At 61.6% G+C, this 24772-nt stretch carries 12 protein-coding genes; 5 read left to right on the forward strand and 7 right to left on the reverse strand.

Going from position 1 to position 24772, the window contains the following annotated elements; all coding sequences use genetic code 11:
* Positions 1 to 99: 99 nt before the first annotated feature.
* A complete protein-coding gene (locus BK665_RS14060; RefSeq protein WP_123406420.1) occupies positions 100 to 1458 on the reverse strand; it encodes a TolC family outer membrane protein in 1359 nt (452 codons plus the stop codon).
* A gap of 591 nt (positions 1459 to 2049) precedes the next feature.
* On the opposite strand from BK665_RS14060, the gene BK665_RS14070 reads away from it, so the two are divergent.
* Positions 2050 to 11400, forward strand: coding sequence for a retention module-containing protein (locus tag BK665_RS14070; RefSeq protein ID WP_123406424.1), 9351 nt, complete (start codon positions 2050 to 2052; stop codon positions 11398 to 11400).
* An 874-nt stretch (positions 11401 to 12274) separates the two neighbouring features.
* On the opposite strand, the gene lapD is transcribed toward BK665_RS14070, so the two are convergent.
* From lapD to BK665_RS14105, 4 genes are all read right to left on the reverse strand, one after another.
* The gene (gene lapD, locus BK665_RS14090) at positions 12275 to 14215 is read right to left on the reverse strand and encodes a cyclic di-GMP receptor LapD (RefSeq protein WP_123406428.1); all 1941 of its coding nucleotides are present in this window, start codon (positions 14213 to 14215) and stop codon (positions 12275 to 12277) included.
* A gap of 21 nt (positions 14216 to 14236) precedes the next feature.
* Positions 14237 to 14941 carry a cysteine protease LapG gene (gene lapG, locus BK665_RS14095; protein ID WP_123406430.1) on the reverse strand — a complete coding sequence of 235 codons (705 nt, stop codon included), beginning with the start codon at positions 14939 to 14941 and terminating at the stop codon, positions 14237 to 14239.
* 173 nt (positions 14942 to 15114) lie between these two features.
* On the reverse strand, positions 15115 to 15510 hold the full coding sequence (locus tag BK665_RS14100; protein ID WP_123406432.1) for a YbaN family protein: 396 nt from the start codon (positions 15508 to 15510) through the stop codon (positions 15115 to 15117).
* Between the two features lie 10 nt (positions 15511 to 15520).
* The gene (locus BK665_RS14105; RefSeq protein ID WP_030130067.1) at positions 15521 to 16108 is read right to left on the reverse strand and encodes a UPF0149 family protein; all 588 of its coding nucleotides are present in this window, start codon (positions 16106 to 16108) and stop codon (positions 15521 to 15523) included.
* Between the two features lie 391 nt (positions 16109 to 16499).
* On the opposite strand from BK665_RS14105, the gene recQ reads away from it, so the two are divergent.
* The 3 genes from recQ to BK665_RS14120 all read left to right on the forward strand — a co-directional run bounded on the left by recQ (position 16500) and on the right by BK665_RS14120 (position 21061).
* Positions 16500 to 18626, forward strand: coding sequence for a DNA helicase RecQ (gene recQ / locus BK665_RS14110; protein WP_054049185.1), 2127 nt, complete (start codon positions 16500 to 16502; stop codon positions 18624 to 18626).
* 119 nt (positions 18627 to 18745) lie between these two features.
* Positions 18746 to 19180, forward strand: coding sequence for a MarR family transcriptional regulator (locus BK665_RS14115; RefSeq protein ID WP_123406434.1), 435 nt, complete (start codon positions 18746 to 18748; stop codon positions 19178 to 19180).
* Positions 19181 to 19309: 129 nt separating this feature from the next.
* Positions 19310 to 21061, forward strand: a complete 1752-nt coding sequence (locus BK665_RS14120; protein ID WP_123406436.1) for a motility hub landmark protein FimV — start codon at positions 19310 to 19312, stop codon at positions 21059 to 21061.
* Positions 21062 to 21190: 129 nt separating this feature from the next.
* On the opposite strand, the gene BK665_RS14125 is transcribed toward BK665_RS14120, so the two are convergent.
* Positions 21191 to 23380 carry a patatin-like phospholipase family protein gene (locus BK665_RS14125; protein ID WP_123406438.1) on the reverse strand — a complete coding sequence of 730 codons (2190 nt, stop codon included), beginning with the start codon at positions 23378 to 23380 and terminating at the stop codon, positions 21191 to 21193.
* A gap of 72 nt (positions 23381 to 23452) precedes the next feature.
* Here BK665_RS14125 and BK665_RS14130 point away from each other — a divergent pair, with 72 nt between their 5' ends.
* Positions 23453 to 23740, forward strand: a complete 288-nt coding sequence (locus BK665_RS14130) for an Rdx family protein (RefSeq protein ID WP_054049193.1) — start codon at positions 23453 to 23455, stop codon at positions 23738 to 23740.
* Here BK665_RS14130 and BK665_RS14135 read toward each other — a convergent pair.
* Positions 23734 to 24624 (reverse strand): DMT family transporter, encoded by an 891-nt coding sequence (locus BK665_RS14135; protein ID WP_123406441.1) that lies wholly within the window; start codon positions 24622 to 24624, stop codon positions 23734 to 23736. The genes BK665_RS14130 and BK665_RS14135 overlap by 7 nt on opposite strands.
* Between the last annotated feature and the right edge of the window lie 148 nt (positions 24625 to 24772).

A 24772-nucleotide genomic window follows, 5' to 3' on the forward strand; every position in this document is an offset into this window, starting at 1 on the left:
CACACCTCCCTGCGTAGGAGCTGCCGAAGGCTGCGATCTTTTGATCTTAAAAAAATCAAAATCAAAAGATCGCAGCCTGCGGCAGCTCCTACGCGGGGTTTATTTCAGTTCAGGCAAACGGGCTTCGTTTTTCACTTCCGAGGAAGCGATCGCGTCAGCAGGCAGCACCACCCGTTGTTTGCTCAGCAACTCACCCATGTTCGCCAGCACGCGGTACATCGAGTATTCCTCGGTGTAGCGCACTTCGGTGTAGCGGCGGTTGGCGTTGTAGAGCTCGTTTTCGCTGTCGAGCAAGTCGAGCAGGGTCCGTTGGCCGAGGCCGAACTGATCCTGGTAGGCCGCGCGCACGCGTTTGGTGGTTTCCGCGTATTCACGCGCCGTCGGGGTTTGTTTCTTGGCATTGACCATGGCGTTCCAGGCCAGGTGAATGTTTTCGTTGAGCTGGCGCAGGGCGTTGTTGCGGATGTCCATGGCCTGGTTGATCTGATGCGCATCGGAGGCCAGGCGCGCCTTGTCGCTGCCGCCGCGGAACAGGTTGTAGTTCATGATCACGCCCACGCGCCATTCGTTGTCGTGGCCTTCATCGCCCTGCACGTTGTTGTTCGCACCCACTGCGGCTTCGGCGTCGAAGCGAGGGTAGAACGGCGACTTGGCGACTTCGTACTGGCTCTCGGCCGATTGCACGTCGGCCTGGGCGGATTTCAGGTACGGGTTGTTTTCCACCATGCTCTGCTGGGCTTCCGGTAGGCTGGTGGGCAATTCGCCGCGGGTCGATGCCGGGGTTTCCAGTTCATCGGGGATACGCCCGACAACGCTGTAGAAGTTCGACTCGGCGTCAGCCAGATCCACTTCGGCGGTGTCCAGGTTGTTCTGCGCCAGTGCCCGGCGAGCGGTGGACTGATCGGAGTCGGCGTTGCTGCCGACACCGCGCTGGGTGCGCAGACCAATCTGATCGTTGACCCGCATGTGCGCTTGCAGGTTGTTCTTGGCCAGCGTCACCAGTTCACGGCGCTTGAGCACTTCGAGGTAGACCTCGATGGTGCGCAGGGCCAGATCCTGGGCGGTGCCCTGGGCGTAATAGGCCCGGGAGTTGGACACGCCTTTGGTGCGTTCGACCTCATTCGCGGTATTGAAGCCGTCGAACAGCATCTGCCGCAGACGCAGTTCCGACTGGGTGTAGTTGAGGATTTCGGTGTGGTGATTACCGAAAGCCCGGGTGTTGGTGTTATCGCTGTAGCCGCGCCCGTAAGCAGCGTTCAAATCTACCGATGGATAGAAGCCCCCTTTGGCGACTTTCACCTGTTCATCCGCTGAAAGGCGCGCGTCCACGCGCGATGCAAGTTCCGGGTGTGTTGCGATGGTGCTTTGGATCGCGTCGGTCAACGACATGGCCTGAGCCTGAGAAGTGCAGGCCATGGCCAGCAAAACCGCGCTGCAGAGGGGGGTTAAAAGGCGCATGGGTACTTCTCCCTGGGTTCCTGATGGTGCTTACTTGTCGTCAAATGTTTGACGCTATTTATAGGTAAAACCGTTTCACTCTTGTAACAACAGAGCTAAGAACATTCTGGGGAAAACCTAAGAACTATTTCTCATAAGGCTTATGTCAAAAAAAACTTATGCGCTCTGAAAAATCCAGCACATTGTTCAATCCGAAAGCCCTTGATTTGTGAGCCTTAGGGAGCTCCTGAGGGTTTTTAGGAAAGTTCCATCCACTTAGCGACATAGGGCGGAGAAGTGCTGGAGGGGAGGGAAGTGGGACGGTTTTAGAGCGACAGTTTTTTGTCGCTCTGGTGCTTCAGAACCGTTACGCATCGCTCGCAGGGAGGTTGTTCCTCAAGTGGAACCCGATGCCATTGATTGCAGAGGGTTTTATGCCGAGCCGGACAAATGGCCCGCGAACGACACGCTTGGCGAGAACGTCGCCAGGAATGCGCTTTACTTCGGTAAAACGCATTCCGGTAGACGATCCGCCAGGCAAGCCCGCTTTCGCCATAAGCATGTTCTTCGCACAACCAGGTGCCGACAGCGGTTGGCAGCGAGGAGATGCACATGGCTACGCTCATCGGAATCGTCAGTAAGGTTATTGGTCAGGTGTTCGCGGTCGCGGCCGACGGTACTCGACGCGTGTTGGTCGAAGGCGACCGGTTGTTTGCCGGCGATCAACTGGTCACCGGGGAAGAAGGCGCGGTGGCGGTGCATCTGCAAAATGGCCAGGAACTGACCCTGGGGCGTGGCAGTAGCCTGCAAATGACCTCGCAACTGCTCGCGCATCAGGCGCCCCACGTGGACACGCCTGAAGCGGTGACGCCGACTGAAGCTCAGTTGACCGACGTACAAAAACTCCAGCAAGCCATCGCGGCCGGCGCCGACCCGACCCAAACCGGTGAAGCCACTGCAGCGGGCCCGCAGGCGACAGGTGCCCCTGGTGGTGCCCTGGGTGGCGGTCACAATTTCGTGCTGCTGGAAGAAGTGGGCGGGCGGGTCGATCCGACCATCGGATTCCCGACTGCCGGTTTCGGCGGCATTCCCGAAATTCCTGAAGAACGGCACAACGCCGACGTGCAGCAGAACGACAACACCGTGGTCGTGCCACCGGTGAATAACATCGTCACCCTCGGCGGCCTCGACACCGCTGGCGGTGAGCTGACCCTCAACGAAGCCAATCTGCCCGACGGCTCGGCGGCCAATCCAGCGGCCCTGACGCAAAGCGGCACCTTCACCGTGACCGCGCCCGATGGCCTGCTGAGTCTCAACATCGGCGGCATCAACGTGATCAGCGGCGGCGCGGCCTCGGGCTTCCCGCAATCGATCACCACCCAACTCGGCAACACCCTGACCATCACCGGCTACAACCCGGCCACTGGCGTGGTGAGTTACAGCTACACCCTCAACGGCAACGACACCCATTCGGCCGGCGATGGCGCCAACAATCTCAGCGAACAATTCACCGTGGTCGCGGGTGATACCAATGGCGACACGGCCACCGGTTCACTGGACATCAACATCACCGACGACGTGCCCAAGGCTATCGATGACAACAACGGCACCGCGTCGGAAACCCTGCTGACGCTGACCGGCAACGTGCTGACCAACGATGTGCAAGGCGCGGATCGCGTGGCCGTTGGCCCAACCAGCGGTCCGATCACTCCCGGCACCTTCGTGGGAACTTACGGCACCTTGGTGCTCAACGCCAACGGCACCTACACCTACACGCTCAATACCAGCGATGCGGATTTCAAAGCGCTGCACGGCGGCGGCAATGGCACGGAAACGTTCGCCTACACCCTCACCGACGCTGATGGCGACTCCAGCACCGCCAACCTGGTGCTGCAAATCCACAACAACGATGACCCGGTGACGATTGGCGGGTTGAACGTTGAAGGCGGCGAACTCAGCGTCTTCGAGAAAAACCTCAGCCTCGGCAGCGCCCCTGACAGCACGCAGCTGACTCAAAACGGCACCTTCACCATCACCGCCCTCGATGGCGTGCAAACTTTGAGTGTGGGCGGCATCACCGTGGTTAGCGGTGGCGTGGCGTCCGGTTTCCCACAATCGATTGCGACCGGTTTGGGCAATACCCTGACCATCACAGGGTTCGATGCAACGACAGGCGTGGTCAGTTACAGCTACACGCTCAATGGCAACGACGCGCACCCAACCGCTGGCGGCGCGAACAATTTGCCTGAGCAATTTGCAGTGACGGTGGTCGACGACAACGGCACCACCGCCAACGGTTCGCTGGACGTCAATGTGATCGACGACGTGCCAAAAGCGGTGGACGACAGCAACGCAGGTACGGCCTCGGAAACCCTTCTGACGCTGAACGGCAACGTGCTGACCAACGACGTGCAAGGCGCCGACCGCGTAGCGACTGGCCCGGTTACGCCGGGTACTTTCGCCGGGACCTACGGCACACTCGTTCTGAACGCGAATGGCACCTACACCTACACGCTGAACACCAGCGACGCCGACTTCAAAGCACTGCACGGCGGCGGCAATGGCACCGAGAATTTCACTTACACCATTACCGATTCGGACGGCGACACCAGCACCGCCAACCTCGTCTTGCAGATTCACAACAACGACGACCCGGTGATCATCAATGGCCTGAACGTTGAAGGCGGCGAGCTGACGGTCTACGAGAAAAACCTCAGCCTCGGCAGCGCCCCTGACAGCACGCAACTGACTCAAAACGGCACCTTCACCATCACGGCTTTGGATGGTGTGCAGACCTTGAGCGTCGGTGGTATCACTGTGGTCAGCGGTGGCGTGGCCGCCGGTTTCCCACAATCGATTGCGACCGGTTTGGGCAATACCCTGACCATCACCGGATTCGATGCAACGACAGGCGTGGTCAGTTACAGCTACACGCTCAATGGCAACGACGCGCATCCAACTGCTGGCGGCGCGAACAATTTGCCTGAGCAATTCGCCGTGACCGTGGTCGATGACAACGGCACCACGGCCAACGGTTCGCTGGACGTCAACGTCATCGACGACGTGCCAAAAGCGGTGGACGACAGCAACGCTGGCACTGCGTCTGAAACCCTGCTGACGCTGAACGGCAACGTGCTGACCAACGACGTACAAGGCGCGGATCGCGTAGCGACCGGACCTGTAACCCCCGGCACTTTCGCCGGGACTTACGGCACTCTGGTGTTGAATGCCAACGGGACCTACACCTACACGCTCAATACCACTGATGCAGATTTCAAAGCCCTGCACGGCGGTGGCAACGGCACCGAAAACTTCACCTACACCATCACCGACTCGGATGGCGACACCAGCACCGCCAACCTTGTATTGCAAATTCACAACAACGATGACCCGGTCATCATCAATGGCTTGAACGTCGAGGGCGGCGAACTCACCGTCTTCGAGAAAAACCTGAGCTTGGGCAGTGCGCCGGATTCCACGGCGTTGACCCAAAACGGCACGTTCACCATCACCGCCCTCGATGGCGTGCAAACCCTCACTGTCGGCGGCATCACCGTCGTCAGCGGCGGTGTGGCCGCTGGTTTCCCACAATCAATTCCGACCGGTTTGGGCAATACCCTGACCATCACCGGTTTCGATGCCACCACCGGCGTGGTCAGTTACAGCTACACGTTGAACGGCAACGATGCGCATCCGACTGCGGGCGGCGCAAACAATCTGCCTGAGCAATTTGCGGTGACCGTAGTCGACGACAACGGCACCACGGCCAACGGCTCCCTGGACGTCAACGTCATCGACGATCTGCCAAAAGCGGTGGACGACAGCAATGCGAGCACAGCTTCTGAAACCCTGCTGACACTGAACGGCAACGTGCTGACCAACGACGTGCAAGGCGCGGATCGTGTGGCGACCGGACCTGTAACCCCCGGCACCTTCGCCGGCACCTACGGCACCTTGGTGTTGAATGCCAACGGGACCTACACCTACACGCTCAATACCACTGATGCAGATTTCAAAGCCTTGCACGGCGGCGGCAACGGCACCGAGAATTTCACCTACACCATCACCGACTCGGATGGCGACACCAGCACCGCCAACCTTGTATTGCAGATCCACAACAACGATGACCCGGTCATCATCAACGGCCTGAACGTCGAGGGCGGCGAACTTACTGTCTACGAGAAAAACCTCAGCCTCGGCAGCGCGCCCGACAGCACCCAACTGACCCAAAGCGGCACCTTCACCATTACCGCCCTCGATGGCGTGCAAACCCTCACTGTCGGCGGCATCACCGTTGTCAGCGGCGGTGTGGCCGCTGGTTTCCCACAATCCATCCCGACCGGTTTGGGCAATACCCTGACCATCACCGGTTTCGATGCCACCACCGGGGTCGTCAGCTACAGCTACACCCTCAACGGCAACGACGCGCACCCAACCGCCAATGGCGCGAACAATCTGCCTGAGCAGTTCGCCGTCACTGTGGTCGATGACAACGGCACCACCGCCAACGCCACGTTGGACGTCAACGTCATCGACGACCTGCCAAAAGCCGTGAACGACAGCAACGCCGGCACCGCCTCGGAAAGCCTGTTGACCCTCAACGGCAACGTACTGACCAACGACGTGCAAGGCGCGGATCGCGTGGCAACCGGACCTGTAACCCCCGGCACCTTCACCGGCACATACGGCACCCTGGTCCTCAACGCCAACGGCACCTACACCTACACCTTGAACACCAGCGACGCCGACTTCAAAAACCTGCACGGCAATGGCAACGGCACTGAAAACTTCACCTACACCCTCACCGATGCCGACGGCGATACCAGCACCGCGACCCTGGTGCTGCAAATCCACAACAACGACGACCCGGTGACCCTCAACGGCCTCGATGTCGTGGGCGGCGAGTTGACGGTCTACGAAAAAAACCTCAGCGACGGCACCAGCCCCAATACGCCAGCGCTGACCCAGAGCGGCACCTTCACCGTTACCGCGCTGGACGGTTTGCAAACCCTCGATGTGGGCGGCATTCATGTGGTGGTCGGTGGCGTGGCAGCCGGTTTCCCGCAATCGATCGTCACACCGCTGGGCAGTACGCTGACCGTCACCGGTTATAACGCGACCACGGGCGTTGTCAGTTACAGCTACACCCTGGTGGATCCTGAAACCCACCCAACCGCCAACGGTGCGAACAGCATCACTGAAAACTTCAACGTGGTGGCGACGGACACCGACGGCAGCACGGCCACCAATCAAATCAACGTTAATATCGTCGACGATTTGCCGACGGCCCACGCCGACAGCGCGTCGGTGGCCGAGGGCGCGACGGTGTCGGGCAACGTGCTGGATAACGACATCGGCGGTGCCGACGGCCCGGCGCTCACGGGCGCAGTGGTCGGTGTGCGCGCCGGCGGCGACACCTCGACCTCGGCCATCGGCGGCCTGGGCACTCAGATCAACGGCACCTACGGTTACCTGACCCTGGATGCCAACGGCAATGCGGTCTATCACAGCACGCCCAATGCGGTGAACGCACCGGGCGCCACCGATACCTTCGTCTACACCGTGCGCGATGCCGATGGCGATGAAAGCACCACCACCATCACCATCGACGTGTCGAATAGCTGCATCAAAGCGGTCAGCGACACCGACGTCACCGTCTACGAAAAAGCCCTGGATCTGACGAAGGATGGTCAGGACCTGGCAGCCGGCACCGTCGTCGGCAGCGACCCAAGCAGCACCGGCGAAACCGCCAGCGGCACTCTGGTCGGCTCGGTCACCGGGGCCATCGGCGCGATCACTTACACCCTGGTGGGCAGCGCCAATGGCGCCTATGGCCAGATTGTGCTCAACCCCAACGGCACGTACACCTACACCCTGACATCGCCTGCGAGCACCACGCCCCACGCCGATGATGGCGCTAACACGCTGACTGAAAGCTTCACCTACCAGGCCACCGACTCCCTGGGCAACATCAGCACCAGCACCATCGTCGTGCAGATCGTCGATGACGTGCCAAAAGCCGTCAACGACAGCAACGCGAGCGCAGCGTCGGAAACCGCGTTGACCCTTAACGGCAACGTCCTGACCAACGACATTCAGGGCGCGGACCAGGTCGCCACCGGGCCGAACGCCGGACCGGTCACCCCCGGCACCTTCACCGGCACCTACGGCACACTCGTGCTCAATGCCAATGGCACCTACACCTACACCTTGAACCCCAACGATGCAGACTTCAAAAACCTGCACGGCGGCGGCAATGGCACCGAAACATTCGCCTACACCATCACCGACTCGGACGGCGACACCAGCACCGCCAACCTGGTGCTGCAAATCCACAACAACGACGACCCGGTTGTCCTCAACGGCCTCAACGTCAATGGCGGCGAGCTGACTGTCTACGAGAAAAACCTCAGCGACGGCACCAGCCCTAACACGCCAGCCCTGACCCAGAGCGGCACCTTCACCGTCACCGCGCTGGACGGTTTGCAAACCCTCGATGTCGGCGGCATTCATGTGGTCGCCGGCGGCGTGGCCGCAGGCTTCCCGCAATCGGTGACCACGGCACTGGGCAGCACGTTCACCATCACCGGCTACAACGCCACCACCGGCGTAGTCAGCTACAGCTACACCCTGGTGGATAACGAAACCCATCCGACCGCCAACGGCGCCAATAGCATCACCGAGAACATCAACGTGGTAGCCACGGACGCCGACGGCAGCACCGCGTCGGGGCAGATCAACGTCAACATCGTCGATGACTTGCCAACCGCAGCGCCCAATACCGGCACCGTGGCCGAAGGCGCGACCGTCAACATCAGCGTGCTCGGCAACGACGTGCTCGGTGCCGATGGCGCGGCGGCGGGCGGGGCGGTGGTTGGCGTGCGGGCCGGCAGCAACACCGCGACCTCGGCGGTGGGCGGCTTGGGCACCAACATCAACGGCACCTACGGCTACCTGACCCTGGATGCGGCGGGCAATGCCGTGTACCACAGCAACCCGAACTCGGTGGGCGTGGCGGGGGCGACCGATACGTTCGTCTACACCGTGCGCGATTCCGATGGCGATGAAAGCACCACCACCATCACCATCAACGTCAACGACAGCGGCCTCAAAGCGGTGGTCGATCAGGACGTGACGGTCTTCGAAAAAGCCCTCGACCTGAGCAAGGATGGCCTCGACCTGGCACCCGGCACGGTCACCGGCAGCGACCCGACCAACACCGGCGAAACCGCTACCGGCACGCTGGTCGGTTCGGTCACCGGCGGCACCGGTCCGTTGACTTACAGCGTGGTCGGCAGCGCCACCGGGACCTACGGGCAAATCCTGATCAACCCGGACGGCAGCTACACCTACACCCTGACTTCGGCGCCAAAAACCTCGCCGAATGCCAATGACGGGGCGAACACCCTGAGCGAAAGTTTCACCTACAAAGCCACCGATGCCCTGGGCAACAGCACCACCAGCACCATCGTGGTCAACATCGTCGATGACGTGCCAAAAGCCGTGGCGTCGGACCGTTCGGTCACCGCAGTGGAAATCGATTCCAACCTGCTCCTGGTGATCGATGTCTCCGGCAGTATGGCCGATGCCTCCGGTGTGCCAGGCCTGTCGCGGATAGCCTTGGCGAAGCAGGCGATCAGCGCCTTGCTCGATAAGTACGATGACCTCGGCGACGTGCGAGTGCAGATCGTCACCTTCAGCAGCAGCGCCACCGACAAGACCACAGTCTGGGTCGATGTGGCCACCGCCAAGTCGATCATCGCCTCGCTCACCGCAGGCGGTGGCACCAACTACGACGCGGCGGTCGCGGCGGCGAAACTGGCGTTTGGCACGCCGGGGCAACTGACCGGGGCGCAGAATGTCGGGTACTTCTTCTCCGACGGCAAGCCCACTTCCGGCCAGGAAACCGGTACGGCGGATGAGGTCGCGTGGAAGGCCTTCCTCGACGCCAACGGCATCAAAAACTACGCGATCGGTCTGGGCAGTGGTGTCAGCAATGCCAACCTCAACCCATTGGCCTATGACGGCAGCACCCACACCGACACCAACGCGGTGGTGGTGACCGACCTCAACCAACTCAACTCGGTGCTCTCGGGTACGGTGCAGGGCGCGCCGGTGACCGGCACGCTGCTGGAGGGCGGCTCGTTCGGCGCCGATGGCGGTTTTATCAAAACCATCGTGGTCGACGGCACCACCTACACCTACGACCCGAAAGGCAACAGCAACCAGGGTTCGCTGACGTTCAGCGGCGGCACCAACCACGGCACTTTCAACACGGCCGATAACAGCATCAGCATCGCCACCAACAACAGCGGCACCCTGGTGATCAACCTCGATACCGGCGAATACACCTACACCTCGCAGAAAACCACGGCGGTGGTGATCACTGAAAACATCGGCTTCACCGTCAGCGACAACGACGGCGACCTGGCCAGCTCCACGCTGACCGTCAAAGTGATCCCGAACGCACCGCCGGTGGCCACCGATGACCACATCATCACCAACGTGCTGTCGAGCAACATCGTGGTGCCAGGTGAGTTGCTGCTGGCCAACGACACCGACGCCAATGGCGATCCGATGACGGCAACGCCGACCACGTTCAACACCGGTTGGGCGGCCAAGGGCGCGGACTTCACCGGCACCGGCGCGATCAGTTTCGCCGGCACCGGCAACACCGCCGCCAACCAGGCCCTGGCCGACGTGCGTAACGCGTTCGCCGCCAACACCGCAGCGATGACCGCCGTGCTGGTCATCAGCGGCTACCTCGGTGCCGTCACTACCGCCAACGCCAACGATGAAGACCTCATCACCGTCAAACTGAAACAGGGTGAAACCCTCAACCTGGACCACAACCTGGCGGCCGGTCACGTCACCCTGGAGTACTCGCTCAATGGCGGCGCGTTCGTGAGCATCGCCGATGGCGGGACCATCACCGCGACATCCGATGGCACCTACCAGATCCACGTCACCAACATCAGCAACACCAGCGGCAGCAACCCGACGGCGGCCGAGAACTACCAATTGACCATGACCGTCAACTACGCCGGGGCCCACGACCTCACCCCGGACTACCATGGCACCTACACCGCCAACGACAGCCATGGCGGCAGCGACACAGCGAACGTGACCATCAGCTATCAGGACGGCCACACCCTCACCGGCACCTCCGGCGATGATGTGTTGGTGGCGGGCACCGGCAACAACATCCTCAACGGCGGCGACGGCAACGACGTGCTCACCGCCGGTTCGGGCAACAACGAAATGCACGGCGGCGCCGGCAACGACTTGCTCTACAGCGGGCCGGGCAACGACCTGCTCGATGGCGGCACCGGTATCGACACCGTCAGCTACGCCCACGCCACGGCTGGCGTCACCGTCGACCTGAGCCTGCTCACCGCGCAAAACACCCTGGGCGCCGGCACCGACACCCTCACCGGAATCGAGAACCTGGTAGGTTCCAACTTCAACGACACCTTGACCGGAGACAATAACAACAACGTGATCAACGGCGGCCTGGGCAACGACACGCTCAATGGCGGCGGCGGCGACGACATCCTCATCGGCGGCCTGGGCAACAACACCCTGACCGGCGGTCCGGGGGCCGACACCTTCCAGTGGCTGGCCGGCAACAGCGGCCACGATGTGGTCACCGACTTCACCCCCGGCACCGACAAACTCGACCTGTCGCAACTGCTGCAAGGTGAAAACGGCACCACCGCCTCGCTGGATGACTACCTGCACTTCAAAGTCACCGGCAGCGGCGCCACCCTGGTCACCAGCATCGATGTCAGCGCCATGGCCGGCGCCACACCGACCCAGACCATCGACCTGGCCGGCGTCAACCTGGCCAGCCACTACGGCGTCACACCGGGAGCGGGCGGCGTAGTCGCGGGCGGCCACGACACGGCAACCATCATCACCGGCATGCTCAACGACCATTCGTTGAAGGTGGATACGGTTTGATGCGCTAGGGCTGGAACGACGAAACCCGCCATTCCCGTTGAAGGGGATGGCGGGTTTTTTTGTGGTCTGGCATTCAGTTATGCGGTGGCTGATGGAGCGCTTTCGCGAGCAGGCTCGCTCCCACATTGGTTCTGCGTCGAGCAGCAAATGCTGTGCACGCCACCATTCCCCCCTGTGGGAGCGAGCCTGCTCGCGAAGAGGCCAGCACATTCAACCTTGATGGTGACTGACACACCGCTTTCGCGAGCAAGCCCGCTCCCACAATTGAACTGCGTCTTACGCGACTGCTGTGCACGCCACCAATCTCCCCTGTGGGAGCGGGCTTGCTCGCGAAGAGGCCAGTACATTCAATCTTGATGGTGGCTGACACACCGCTTTCGCGAGCAAGCCCGCTCCCACAATTGAGCTGCGTCGTACGCGACTGCTGTGCACGCCACCAATCTCCCCTGTGGGAGCGGGCTTGCTCGCGAAGAGGCCAGTACATTCAATCTTGATGGTGACTGACACACCGCTTTCGCGAGCAAGCCCGCTCCCACAATTGAACTGCGTCTTACGCGACTGCTGTGCACGCCACCATTCCCCCTGTGGGAGCGGGCTTGCTCGCGAAGAGGCCAGCACATTCAACCTTGATGGTGACTGACACACCGCTTTCGCGAGCAAGCCCGCTCCCACAATTGAACTGCGTCGTACGCGACTGCTGTGCACGCCACCAATCTCCCCCTGTGGGAGCGGGCTTGCTCGCGAACAGGCCAGTACATTCAATCTTGATGGTGGCTGACACACCGCTTTCGCGAGCAAGCCCGCTCCCACAGGGGGTACGCGTAACACCATCCCCCTGTTCGCGAAGAACGATAACGCGGTGCCACTGGCGACATCACATCGGCTCCGGCGGCCCGATCAACCGGCCCATGACGCCAAACAACCCCAACGATTTGATCGCTTCCAACTCCCCTTGCGTTTCAACCATCTCCGCAATCAACGGCAAATCAATGCTGTTGGTCGCTCTGAAGATCGCCTCGATAAACAGCCGCTTATCCCGCCGCTCATCAATCCCCCGAATGTAACCCCCATCAATCTTCAAGTACGCCAACCCCAATTGCGTCAGGTTGCCGATCTGGCTAAAGCGCCCGCCAAAATGCTGCAATCCGATGCGATACCCCGTGCTGAGCAAGCTATGGCTCAGGCGCTGCAGTTCCTCGGGCGGTGGCAGTTGGCGTTCGTCGATTTCCAGGACCAGCAGCGGCGCCAGTTCCGGCAGGGAGTCGAGAGCCTGGAGGATTTGTTGCAACGAACCAGCTTCGCGCAGGGTGGTGCCGGACAGGCTCAGTGCCAGGGGCCAGCGGTTGGCGGCGAGGTAGTCGAGGGTGGCGTCGAGCATGGCCAGGTCGAAGCGGGCCGACCAGCCGAGGCGCTCGATCCAGGGCAGGAAGTGCCCGGCGGCGATCGCCTCGCCCTGCGGGTCGAGCAGGCGCGCGAGGACTTTGTGGTGCAGCACCTGGCTGGTGTCGGCGCATTGCACCACCGGTTGGAAATACAGCTGCAATTTGCCGTGGGTCAGGGCATCGTCGATCCAGTTGCGCCAGTCATGTTGGGTCTGGTTCGGCGCGGTGCTGGCGTGATCGAGATGCACCCATGGCCGCTCAGGATGATGTTGGGCCTGGGTCAAGGCTTGATCGAGGCGCAACAGCACGTCGCTGGCCGGCTCGCCCGGTTGGTAGGCGACGCTGCCCAGATGCGCCACGGGCATGCTGTCGCTGGCGCCGGTCAGGCGCAGGTTTTCCAGGGTGGCGCTGATCTCGGCGCACAGGCGCGCGGCATCCTTGTCGTCCAGGCCCGGGGTCAGCAGGCTGAACTCACCGCCGCGATTGCGTGCCGCCAGCCAGGTGCGCCGCTCCGGAACTTGGGTCAAGCGTTTGAGCAGCTCGGCGACGGCACCGATCAAGGCATCGGTGCGCTGGCCGCCCAGACGTTGATTGAGCCCCGCCAAGTCGTTGATCCGCAGCATCAGCAAGTAGCCGTTGCTGCTCTGTTCGCTGATCAGCAAGTGATCGGCCAGTTGCTCGTCCAGCAGGCGCCGGTTCGCCAGCCCGGTGAGACTGTCCTGATAAGAGTCGGCGCGCAGCTTTTCACTGCGCGCCGCCTCTTCGGCGAACAGCGCCTTGAGCTTCTCCACCATCTGATTCATGGCCAGCACCACCCGTTTCAGCTCAGGGGTGCGCGGCAGTTTTGGCAGGCTGAGGAATTCCCGTTTGCTGATGGCTTCGGCCTGCTTGACCATTTTGTCCAGGGGCCGCAATTGCCGGCGCAGCATCCAGCCGCCGAACATCGCGCTGAACACGCCGCACAACAGCAACCAGACCAGGCTGCCGAGGGTGCTGTCCCAGAGTTTGGCCAGGGCGAACTGCGGATTGCTCAACACCTCGACCCGGGCCACCTGCTCCCAGCCGCGCATGATCAACGCATCGCCGCCTTGGGGATGCAGGTTCACCAGACGGACGAACCAGCCGGGCACGCCCTCGATCCGCGCCGGGGCGTCACGTTCCACCAGCACCTGTTCAGTGGCAATGTCGACCACGCGGATGCTGTTGAAATAGCCGCTGTCGAAAATCGAGCTGACCATCAACTCAATCATCGCCGGGTCGTCGATTTGCGCGGTCAGCGACAGCCCCAGTGCCGTAGCGGCGTCTTGGGCGTGGGAGCGCAACTGGCTGAGCATCTGCTCGCGGGAGCTTTCCAGGCTGACAAAAAAACTGCCGCTGAACGCCACCAGCAGAAACAGGCAAATGGCGAGAAACAACTGTTTGCGCAGTGACATAAACGCTCCTTGCTCTGGCGGCTAGCCGTCGCCCACGGCGAACCCTTCGGCCTGCATCTTTTTCAACACGTCTTGCCAGCGCGACAGCTTTTTCGAATCGCTGCTGCGCTTGCCGCCATTGGCGCCCGGCAGGTACAGGCCTTCGGCGTTGAAGGCGTATACCGGCAACAGGTCTTTGCGTTGCGAGGCGGGGCGGATGTCGCCGATCAGGTTATCCAGCACCAGCGGATCGGCCGTGGGATTGCTGTAGAACGTCAGCACCATGTGCGCCTGGTTCTGGGTCAGGGCCTTGACGTAGGTGATGCGCAGTTTTTCGCTGGGCACCCCGAGCTGGCGCAGGCTGAAATATTTCGCCAGGGCATAGTCCTCGCAATCGCCGGCGCCCTTGATCAGGGATTCCTCTGGTGTGGCCCAGTAGTCGATTTGCTGCCAGATGCGGGTGTCGTCCTGAAAACTCAATTGCTGGTTAAAGAAGCGATTGACCGCGTTCAGTTGCTCGCGCTCTGGCTGGTTGCGTTCGCCTTGCAGCATTTGGTTCCAGGCCTCGATTCGCCCCTTGGCGGGGCCGAGGGGGCCGTAGCTTTTTTCGGCGGTTTGCAGGATTTGCCCGAAATCCCAGTCGGCGCCGACACTGCCCAACCCGGCCAGCAAAAATGCCGCCAGCAGCCAACCGCCGAACCGAAGTCGGAGCGCTGGCCATCCTGGACGACGCCGACTGCAAGACATGTCTGGCTGCTCGGGTGCAGATGCCTGGAGTTTAGGTGGTGTTTTGGGTGGGGGAGGGTTGATTGTTGGCGCAAAAAGCAAAAGATCGCAGCCTCCGGCAGCTCCTACAGGGTTTGGTGTATACCCTGTAGGAGCTGCCGCAGGCTGCGATCTTTACCGCAAACACTCAAGTCTCAAGTCTTGCGCAGCGTCTTCTGCCGAAGGATGTAAACGGTGACCAGAACCGCACTGGTCAACATAAATCCTCGCGCCCAAGGCAATGGCACCAGGTAGCAGGAGAACAGGATGCTCGCCCACATCAGGCCGATGGCGTAGACCTTACCCTTGAGCGGAATGCCGTTGCCGTCCAGGTAGTCGCGAATCCACGGCCCAAGCCGCGGATGCTCGACCAGCCACTGATAGAAACGCGGCGAACTGCGGGCGAAGCAGGCGGCCGCCAGCAGCAGGAACGGCGTGGTGGGCAATACCGGCAGGAAAATCCCGATCACCCCCAACGCTACGCTCAACCAGCCGATGGCCAGCAGCACGTAGCGCAACATCAGGGAGCGGTGGCCTATGGGTTTGTCCATAGGCAAGACCTTAGTGGTGACGTGGCTTGAGGATCGCCGGTTTTTCGTCGGGCGCCTGGCACAGCAGGTAGAGCGCGGTCAGGGCTTCCGGGATCTGCACGATCATGTCGTCCATCAGGTTGGCGTCCTTGGCGATGTCCTCGAACTCAGGCTGTTCGTCGAACAGACCGGAACCGACCATGATCGGCAGCAGCATTTCGCTGACTTCGTCTTCGGCGGTTTCGAACCAGGCCGCTTCGCGCAGGAACACGCCTTCCATGAAACCGATGCACCAGCCGCGCAGGTCGGAATCATCCGGTTCTTCGCCCAGATCCAGGTCGCACGGCAGCTCGAATTCTTCGTCGGACGCCAGTTGGCGGGCGATGTGAGCCTTGAGGGCCAGCAGGGTCGATTCGATCGCTTCACGCTCGGTGTCGTCGGCGTAATGCGGCTCTTCGGCGAAGAGGGCGTCGATCCATTCACGGTCTGGAACGCTTTCGGAACAGATCGACAGCGCGGTGAGGTAGCCGTGGGCGGCCACGTAGTCCAGCGCCTCGTCATGCAGTTCATCAGCGTCGAGGAAGACTTGCAGGCGGGTTAGTTGCTCAGCGAAGGACATTAAAAGCTACCTTGGGGAATTAAACAGATGCGGGAATTCTAGGCCTTCTTGAGCCCTCAGGCCAGCCGCGCGGGATATTTGCGCCTTATTCCCTGTGGGAGCGGGCTTGCTCGCGAAGGCGGCATTACATTCAACATCAATGTTGACTGAGCCACCGCTTTCGCGAGCAAGCCCGCTCCCACAGGGTTGGCCGGTGTTTGTCCTGATGTGTCTTATCAGCGGCACCCTTTGCCGGGAAGGGCTCGGGTATACTCCCGCGTTTTGTGATGCCCTGCTGGCGTCGCGGCTGAGATGTGAAGCGTCATGCAATGCGCACTTACGATTTGTCAGTGCAGCCTTCGTGGTTCTGAACCAGCCTTGCAGGGATGTTTCGGTGATTTTTGGAGTTTTTATGCTCGAACAGGCTCAACGCGTCCTCAAGGACATCTTCGGCTACGACAGTTTCCGTGGCCGCCAGGGTGCAATCATTGAGCGCGTGGCCAATGGCGGCGACGCTTTGGTATTGATGCCTACCGGTGGCGGCAAGTCCCTGTGCTTCCAGGTCCCGGCGCTGCTGCGCGAAGGCCTGGCGGTGGTGGTGTCGCCGCTGATCGCGTTGATGGACGACCAGGTCGCGACCCTCGAAGAACTGGGCGTGGCCGCCGCCGCACTGAACTCGACCCTGAGCGCCGAACAGCAGCGCGACTTGGCCGCCCGGATCAAGCGCGGCGAAGTGAAAATGCTCTACCTGGCGCCTGAGCGCCTGGTTCAGCCGCGCATGCTGGCCTTCCTGCAAAGCCTTGAAATTGCCCTGTTCGCCATCGACGAAGCGCACTGCGTATCCCAATGGGGCCACGACTTCCGCCGCGAATACCTGCAACTGGGCCAATTGGCGGAATTGTTCCCCAACGTTCCGCGCATCGCGTTGACCGCCACCGCCGACAAGCGCACCCGTGAAGAAATCGTCGATCGCCTGCATTTGCAGGATGCCGAGCGTTTCCTGTCGAGTTTCGACCGTCCCAACATCTTCTACCGCATCGTGCCCAAGGAGCAGCCGCGCAAGCAATTGCTGGCGTTCCTAGCCGAACGGCGCAGCGATGCGGGCATCGTTTACTGCCTGTCGCGCAAGAAAGTCGACGAAGTGGCGGTGTTCCTCAGCGAACAAGGCTTCCCGGCGTTGCCGTACCACGCCGGCCTGCCCAACGAAACCCGCGCCCACCACCAGAAGCGCTTCCTCAACGAGGAAGGCCTGATCATGGTCGCCACCGTGGCGTTCGGCATGGGCATCGACAAACCCAACGTGCGTTTCGTCGCTCACCTCGACTTGCCGAAATCCCTTGAGGCGTACTACCAGGAAACCGGTCGTGGCGGCCGTGATGGCTTGCCGGCGGATGCCTGGATGGCCTACGGCCTGCAAGATGTGGTGATGCTCAAGCAGATGCTGCAAAACTCCGAAGGCGACGAACGCCACAAGCGCCTGGAGCAGCACAAGCTCGATGCCATGCTCTCGCTCTGCGAAGAAACCCGCTGCCGCCGCCAGACCTTGCTGGCCTACTTCGATGAAGACATGCCCGAGCCCTGTGGCCACTGCGACAACTGCGTCGACGGCGTGCAGACCTGGGATGCCACCGAACCGGCCCGTCAGGCGCTTTCGGCAATCTATCGCACCGGCCAGCGCTATGGCGTCGGTCATTTGGTGGACGTATTGCTGGGCAAGGACAACGAAAAGGTGCGCAGCTTCGGCCATCAGCACCTGTCGGTCTACGGCGTCGGCAAGGCGATGGGGGAGAGCGAATGGCGCTCGCTGTTCCGCCAGCTTGTTGCCCGTGGCCTCGCGGACATCGATCTGGAAGGCTACGGCGGCCTGCGCCTGAGCGACACCTGCCGGCCGCTGCTCAAGGGTGAAGTGACCCTGGAGCTGCGCCGCGACCTCAAGCCGCAAACCACCGCCAAAAGCAGCAAGAGCCAGGCGAGCCAACTGGTGCGTGGCGAAGAGCGCGAACAGTGGGAAGCCCTGCGCGCCCTGCGACGCAAGCTCGCCGAAGAACACGGCGTGCCGCCTTACGTCATCTTTCCCGACTCGACCTTGCTCGAAATGCTGCGCAGCCAGCCGACTTCGTTGGCGGAAATGGCCACGGTCAGCGGCGTCGGCGCCCGCAAGCTGGAACGTTACGGCGAAGCCTTCCTCGAAGTGCTCGGCGGCCAGGTCGAGGCGCCGAAAGTGGTGGCTGACGTCCGTCACGAGCTGATCACCCTGGCCCGGGCCGGCATGACGCCGCTGCAGATTGCCGGTCAGTTGCAATGCTCGGAAAAGAACGTCTATACCATGCTCGCCGAAGCCATCGGCAAGCAGCAACTGTCACTGGAGCAGGCGCTGGATCTGCCAGAAGAGCTGATGGGCGAGATCCAGGATGCATTCCTCGACGGCGAAGGCGAGTTGCCGCCGGTGGCGGAGATTGCCGCGTTGTTTGCCGGTCGCGTGCCGGAAGGGGTTTTGTACTGCGTGCGTGCGGCGCTGCAATCTGAATTCGAGATTTAGGTGACCCACCGCATAGATGTAACGATTCAGTACAGAGCAAGCCTTGCCTATAGCGAAAGGTCATGCTTAGCTGACTAACAATTAGATTTTCTCTATTTCAGCCTAACCATGAGTTTTTTATGCCGTTAACCGATCAACACCGCTTTGGCATGCAATTGGCCCAGATGTCTCGTGGCTGGCGCGCCGAACTGGACCGCCGTCTCGCTGGCCTCGGCCTGTCCCAGGCGCGCTGGCTGGTGCTGCTGCACCTGGCGCGATTCGACGATGCGCCAACCCAGCGCGAACTGGCGCAGAGCGTCGGCGTCGAAGGGCCGACCCTGGCCCGACTGCTCGACAGCCTGGAAACCCAAGGCCTGGTGCAGCGTCAATCGGTGCTGGAAGACCGTCGGGCGAAGAAAATCGTCCTCTGTGCTCCTGCCCTGCCGTTGATCGAACAAATCGAAACCATTGCCACGCAACTGCGCCACGAGCTGTTTGAAGGCGTCGATGAGGCGGATTTGAAGGTTTGCATGCGTGTGCACGGTCATATCCTGGGCAACCTCGAAAAATCTTGAGGTAAAAGCACGCGCCGGATTTTTGAGATACCCCGTTGGGCAGACTATAAAGAACTACTAGGCAATATCGTGTTCGTACCGGATGTGCGAACGCGTACAGGTTGGTTCTGCTTAATCTAAGGGATGCTCATGCTCGAGAGTTGGCACGTGGTATTGCGGTATTGCACCCGACTGGTTCTGGTCGGCGGTGTGGTCACTTACTCGGCATTGGCACCGGCCCTCGGGTTAGGTGACATCACCGTGCATTCGGCGTTGAACCAGCCGTTCAGCGCCGACATCACCCTGGTGGATGCCACGGGGCTGGCGCAAAGCGATCTGTCGGTGAGCCTGGCGACGGCCGATGAGTTTGGCCGGGCAGGCGTCGAGCGGGTGTTTTTTCTCAACAATCTGAAATTCACCCCGATCCTGCGGGGCAACCGCGCGCTGATCCGAGTGACCTCCAGCAAACCGGTCAATGAACCGTTCCTGAACTTCCTGGTGCAGCTCAATCAACCCAACGGACGACTGCTGCGCGAATACACGGTACTGATCGATCCACCGGGTTCGCCGGGAATTGTCCCGGCCACTGACGAACCTTCGGCCAAGAGCCCGACCTCCGGGTTCCCGAGCGTAGAGCCAGCGGTTGCGCCAGCACAGGCCCCGCAAGGTAAATCCCCGGCGAAAACGCCTGCCCCCGCTGTTGCCCAGCCACCTGCCGCGCCGGTAAACGACGAAGTTGCCGAACAACTGGCCGCCAGCGTGCTGCAAAACCAGCAGCTGCAAAAAACCATCGATGAATTGAACGCCCGGCTCAAGACCCAGGACGGGCAAATCGCCGATGAGCGAAAGCAGGTCAGCGACTTGCAGACCCGAATGTCCGAAATCGCGCAGAAACCTGTGGTCGCGCCGGTGGCCGTGGCTCCTGCGCCGGTTGTGGTTGAAGCGCCTGAGGACAGCAACTGGCTGATGATTGCCGGGTTGCTGGCGTTGGTGCTGCTGGTGATAGTGGGCCTGTTTGTTCGCCGTCAGCGGCAACAGACGCTGACCGAACCGTTATCGATAGCCCGTGATGAACCCGTGCGGGATGTGTCGCCACAGCCCATCAGCGTTGCGCCGGCCCCCGTTCACCGTGAAGAAACTCCCGCCGGCGATGTACTGGAAGGCGTCGGCATCTACCTGGCTTATGGCCGCTTTTCCGAAGCCGCCGGCCTGTTGCGCGAGGCGTTGGCCAAGGAGCCACAGCGTACCGACCTGGCGCTGCAATTGTTGGAAGTGCTGGGCAAGCAAGGGGATGCTTCGGCCTATGATGCCCAGGAAAGCAGCTTGCGTAACGCCGGGTTTGACCCGCAGCAACTGGCGGACATCCGCGCTCGTTACCCGAAACTGGCCACTGTCGCACCGGTCGCAGTCGTTGCACCCGTCGCAGCGGCGGCGGTTGTGCTGCCCGAAGCGCCAGCCGGCGACGAATTCCAGTTGAACCTGGACGACCTGTCGATGGATTCCAATTGGGATCTGGTCAGCCCCTTCGCAGATTCGCCGCCAACGAACAAACCGTCGACTCAGCCGCCACCAGACGAACCGGCGTTCACCTCAAATCTGCACGTCATGCCCGATGTCTACGAAATGCCCCATGAGCCGACGCTGGGCGAACCCGAGCTGGAATGGGACGCCGTGCCCGACGTGGAACCGTTGGACGACAACTTCCTCGATGCCTTCAACGAGCCGGGCCCGGCGCTGGAACTTGAGCCCATGCCGGGTAGCGTTGGCAAACTGGAGCAGGCGCAGAACTGCATCGATGATGGTGATCTGGATAGCGCCATTGAGTTGCTGAATGAATTGCTCAAAGAGGGCGACGAGCCCCTGAAGCAAACCGCCCGAAATCTGCTGGCCGGTATCCGCTAACCCTGCCACCACCATCCAATTGTGGGAGCGGGCTTGCTCGCGAAGGCGTCGTATCAGTCAACATCACCGTTGCTGACGCTCCGCCTTCGCGAGCAAGCCCGCTCCCACAGTTGACCCGTGGTGCTCGCGCTAGAACGTTTGCCCCAAATTCAAATAAACCGCCTGTTCATCCGCATCGTTGAAGCCATAACTGAAGTTCAGTGGCCCCAGCGGCGTGTCGAAACCGATGAACACACTGGCGGCGTTGATGTAGCCGCTGTCGAACTCATTGTCGTTATTCCACGCCCGGCCCCGTTCCAGCGAGCCGCCGATGTACAGCGGGAAGTCCAGCGGCAGGTACGAGCGTGGCGTGAGGCGGCGGTAGTAAACGCCGCGCATCAGGCTGACGTTCTGCCCGGAAATCGCATCTTCGCGAAAGCCCGACAACTGTCGTGCGCCGCCGAGCAGGAAGCTTGAAGTAACGACGTTGGCGTCATCCAGCGTGCGGCCATAGCGCCCGCCGAGGATGAAGGTGTCGGGCCCGCTGCTCATGGCCTTGTCCAGTTTGAATTCCCATTGGCGGTAACGCTTGTCCGAGCCCAGCCCCGGTTCGAACTGACGGAACGCCAGGGCGATGTCCTTGCCTTCGTGGGGGAAGTAAACGTTGTCGAACGAATCGAACGAATACTTCAACTCGTAAAAACCTTCGTTGAAGCTTTCGCTCGGCAGATCCTGATCACCGATGCGCACGTCCGCCTTGCCCCAGGCCTCGCCGACGCCGAAGCGGATTTCGCCGCTGTTGCCGATCTGCCGCCCGACATTCAGGCCAAAGCCGTAGCGTTCGACGCGGTATTGGGCGATCGGATCGTTATCCAGCACGGCGTCGACGTTCTGCGCTTCAAACGCGGCGTAGGGCGCGATGAAGTAGCGCGAACCGACGTCCAGCGGCTGATAGAACTCGCTGTAGAGTTCCTGTTTGTCGCCGATCTGCGCCCGGGTCAGCCATTCCGCGCCGAGGCGGTTGATGCCGTTGACCCGGTAACTGGCGCCGAGGTTGAAAGCACTGTCGCCGCGCATATCGTCCGACAGGTTCAGGCCGACCCGCAGGTAATCGGTGCCGCTGCGTTTGCCCCGGGCGCTGATTACCAGGGTGTGATCATCGCCCTTGTGCACCACGCGGTATTGCACCTGCTCGAAATAATCGAGGCCGTACAGGGTGCCCATGTCGGTTTGCAGGCGACCCATGTCCAGCGGTTCGCCGACGTGTTGGCGAATGTAGTAGCGAATTACGTCGTCGCCGACTTTCGAGTCGTTTTCCACTTTGATCGCGGTGATGATCGGCGTGCGCTGGCTCGGTGCCCGGGCGGCGGTCAGCTCGGCGTCCAGGGGTTGCGCCGGTTTGAGTTGGGCCAGGCGTGGCGCGAGAATCCTGGTGGCGCGGTAACCGGCGTCGATCATCTCCTGGGCGCGGCCGAAATCGGTCACGCCGAAACTCGCCAGCGGTGGCTGGATCAGCACGTCGTCCTTGTGCAGGGCGGCGAGTTGTTCTTCGGAGTTGCGCCGGGTCATCAGGGTGATCGACTGGTTCAGTACATCGACCACAGTGGTCAGTTGTTTGCGATTGCGCAGCGGGGTGCCGATGTCGACCACGATGGCGATGTCGACGCCCATCTCCCGCGCCACGTCCAGCGGGATGTTGTCGGTCATGCCGCCGTCCACCAGCAGCCGACCACCGAGTTCGACCGGGGCGAACACCGCCGGGATCGACATGCTGGCGCGGATCACCTGGGGCAGGTGACCTTTGCGGAACACCACTTTTTCCCCGGTGGAAATGTCCGTGGCCACGGCGCGGAACGGGATCGGCAGTTTGTCGAAGTCCCGGGTGTCACTGGCGTGGGCCAGCAGGCTTTCCAGCAACAGGGCGAGGTTCTGGCCCTGGATCACCCCGAGCGGCAGGCCGAGGCTGCCGTCGTCGCGAAAGCTGAGTTTCTGTTTGACCAGGAAGTCCCGGTCATCCTGCTTGCGCCGGAACGGCACGTCTTCTCGCGGCGGGGCATCGGACAGGGCTTGTTGCCAGTCGATGTTCAACGCCAGTTTTTCCAGCTCATCGATTTTGTAACCCGAGGCGTACAGCCCGCCGACTACCGCGCCCATGCTGGTGCCGGCAATCGCATCGATCTTGATGCCTTGTTCCTCCAACGCCTTGAGCACGCCAATGTGCGCCAAGCCACGGGCGGCGCCGCCGGACAGCACCAGACCGATTTTCGGTCGGGGCGCATCGGTGGCTTGGACGATCAACGGGAAAAGGCAAAGCAACAGGCAACAGAATAAACGGCGCATCGTGAATCTCGGGGCAAGCGACAAAGGCGGCTATTATAGCGGCGCCCCTCTGGCTCAGGAGTTTCAGCGATCATGACCATGCAAAAACCGGAAATCGTCATCACTTACTGCACGCAATGCCAATGGCTGTTGCGCGCCGCCTGGCTGGCCCAGGAACTGCTCAGTACTTTTGGCGACGACCTGGGCAAGGTGTCCCTGGTGCCGGGCACGGGTGGGGTCTTTCATATCTTTTGTAACGAGGTGCAAATCTGGGAGCGCAAGGCCGACGGTGGTTTTCCCGAGGCCAAGGTGCTGAAGCAGCGGGTCCGGGATCAGATTGACCCGGACCGCGACCTCGGGCACAACGACCGCACTCAGTGAGAGGCGGCTTCGGCGGCCACGGCGTTCTTGCTGTTGCCGGATAACCGGCTGCTGACCACGATAGCGACGATGATCAACGCGCCGCCAAGCAGCATGCGCAGGGTCGGATTTTCATCGAACAGCAGCCAGGCAACGGTGATGCCGTAGACCGGTTCCAGGGCAAACACCACCGCCGCTGTCCGCGCCTTGATCACGGCGAGGCTGGCGACAAACAGGCTATGGGCCACGCCGGTGCAGAACACCCCGAGCAGGCCGATCCACAGCCAGTCGAGGGCGCGCACCTCGCTCAACTGCGGCGCCGCCACCGGCAGCAGGCACAGCGCGACTACCACGTTCTGGCATAGCGCCGCTTGCACCGCCGGGATGCGCCCGGAACTGGCCCGGTTGGTCAGGGACAGCAGGGCGAACAGCAAACCGGAACCCACCGCCCAGAGCAGGCCGACGGTTGCGCCGGTGCCCAGGTCGAAGGCGGGGGTGACGAGCACCAGGCCGACGCTGACCAGCACCACCAGCAGGATTTCATTGGCACGGATGCGCTCGCGGAAAATCAGCCCTTCGAGGATCACCGTAAACGCGGGGAAACTGGCGAAGCCCAGGGTCGCAATCGCCACCCCCGCGACTTTCACCGCGATGAAAAAACTCACCCAGTGCCCGGCCAGCAGCAAGCCGCTGAGCACCAGACGACGCCAGTCCACGGCTTCGAGTTTTTGCCAGCGAGTGCTGCTGGCGAACCGCGCAAAACACGCCAACGCTAGCACCGCGAACGCCGCACGGCCGAAAACAATGACCGCCGGGGAGGCGGCCGCGAGTTTGCCGAACACGCCGGTCAGGCCAAACATCAATGCGCCGATATGCAGGGCGCCGAGGGCGGTACGGGGAGTCATTGCAGTCCTTGATAAGCGAGTTGAGTCGGGCCATTGAACCGCGTAATGACTCGGCCTGTCTGTCGGCAGACTATCGACTTTTGTCGCCAGCCTATTTTCAGCCTGGCACTAAACCTGTGGCGAGGGAGCTTGCTCCCGTCAGGCTGCG

The organism is Pseudomonas frederiksbergensis (assembly GCF_003732665.1).
GTDB lineage: Bacteria > Pseudomonadota > Gammaproteobacteria > Pseudomonadales > Pseudomonadaceae > Aquipseudomonas > Aquipseudomonas frederiksbergensis_G.

Coding starts and splice junctions, on each gene's coding strand:
- BK665_RS14070 (WP_123406424.1), top strand. CDS start 2,050: ATGGCTACGCTCATCGGAATCGTCAGTAAGGTTATTGGTCAGGTGTTC.
- BK665_RS14060 (WP_123406420.1), bottom strand. CDS start 1,458: ATGCGCCTTTTAACCCCCCTCTGCAGCGCGGTTTTGCTGGCCATGGCC.
- BK665_RS14115 (WP_123406434.1), top strand. CDS start 18,746: ATGCCGTTAACCGATCAACACCGCTTTGGCATGCAATTGGCCCAGATG.
- lapD (WP_123406428.1), bottom strand. CDS start 14,215: ATGTCACTGCGCAAACAGTTGTTTCTCGCCATTTGCCTGTTTCTGCTG.
- BK665_RS14135 (WP_123406441.1), bottom strand. CDS start 24,624: ATGACTCCCCGTACCGCCCTCGGCGCCCTGCATATCGGCGCATTGATG.
- BK665_RS14120 (WP_123406436.1), top strand. CDS start 19,310: ATGCTCGAGAGTTGGCACGTGGTATTGCGGTATTGCACCCGACTGGTT.
- recQ (WP_054049185.1), top strand. CDS start 16,500: ATGCTCGAACAGGCTCAACGCGTCCTCAAGGACATCTTCGGCTACGAC.
- lapG (WP_123406430.1), bottom strand. CDS start 14,941: ATGTCTTGCAGTCGGCGTCGTCCAGGATGGCCAGCGCTCCGACTTCGG.
- BK665_RS14100 (WP_123406432.1), bottom strand. CDS start 15,510: ATGGACAAACCCATAGGCCACCGCTCCCTGATGTTGCGCTACGTGCTG.
- BK665_RS14105 (WP_030130067.1), bottom strand. CDS start 16,108: ATGTCCTTCGCTGAGCAACTAACCCGCCTGCAAGTCTTCCTCGACGCT.
- BK665_RS14130 (WP_054049193.1), top strand. CDS start 23,453: ATGACCATGCAAAAACCGGAAATCGTCATCACTTACTGCACGCAATGC.
- BK665_RS14125 (WP_123406438.1), bottom strand. CDS start 23,380: ATGCGCCGTTTATTCTGTTGCCTGTTGCTTTGCCTTTTCCCGTTGATC.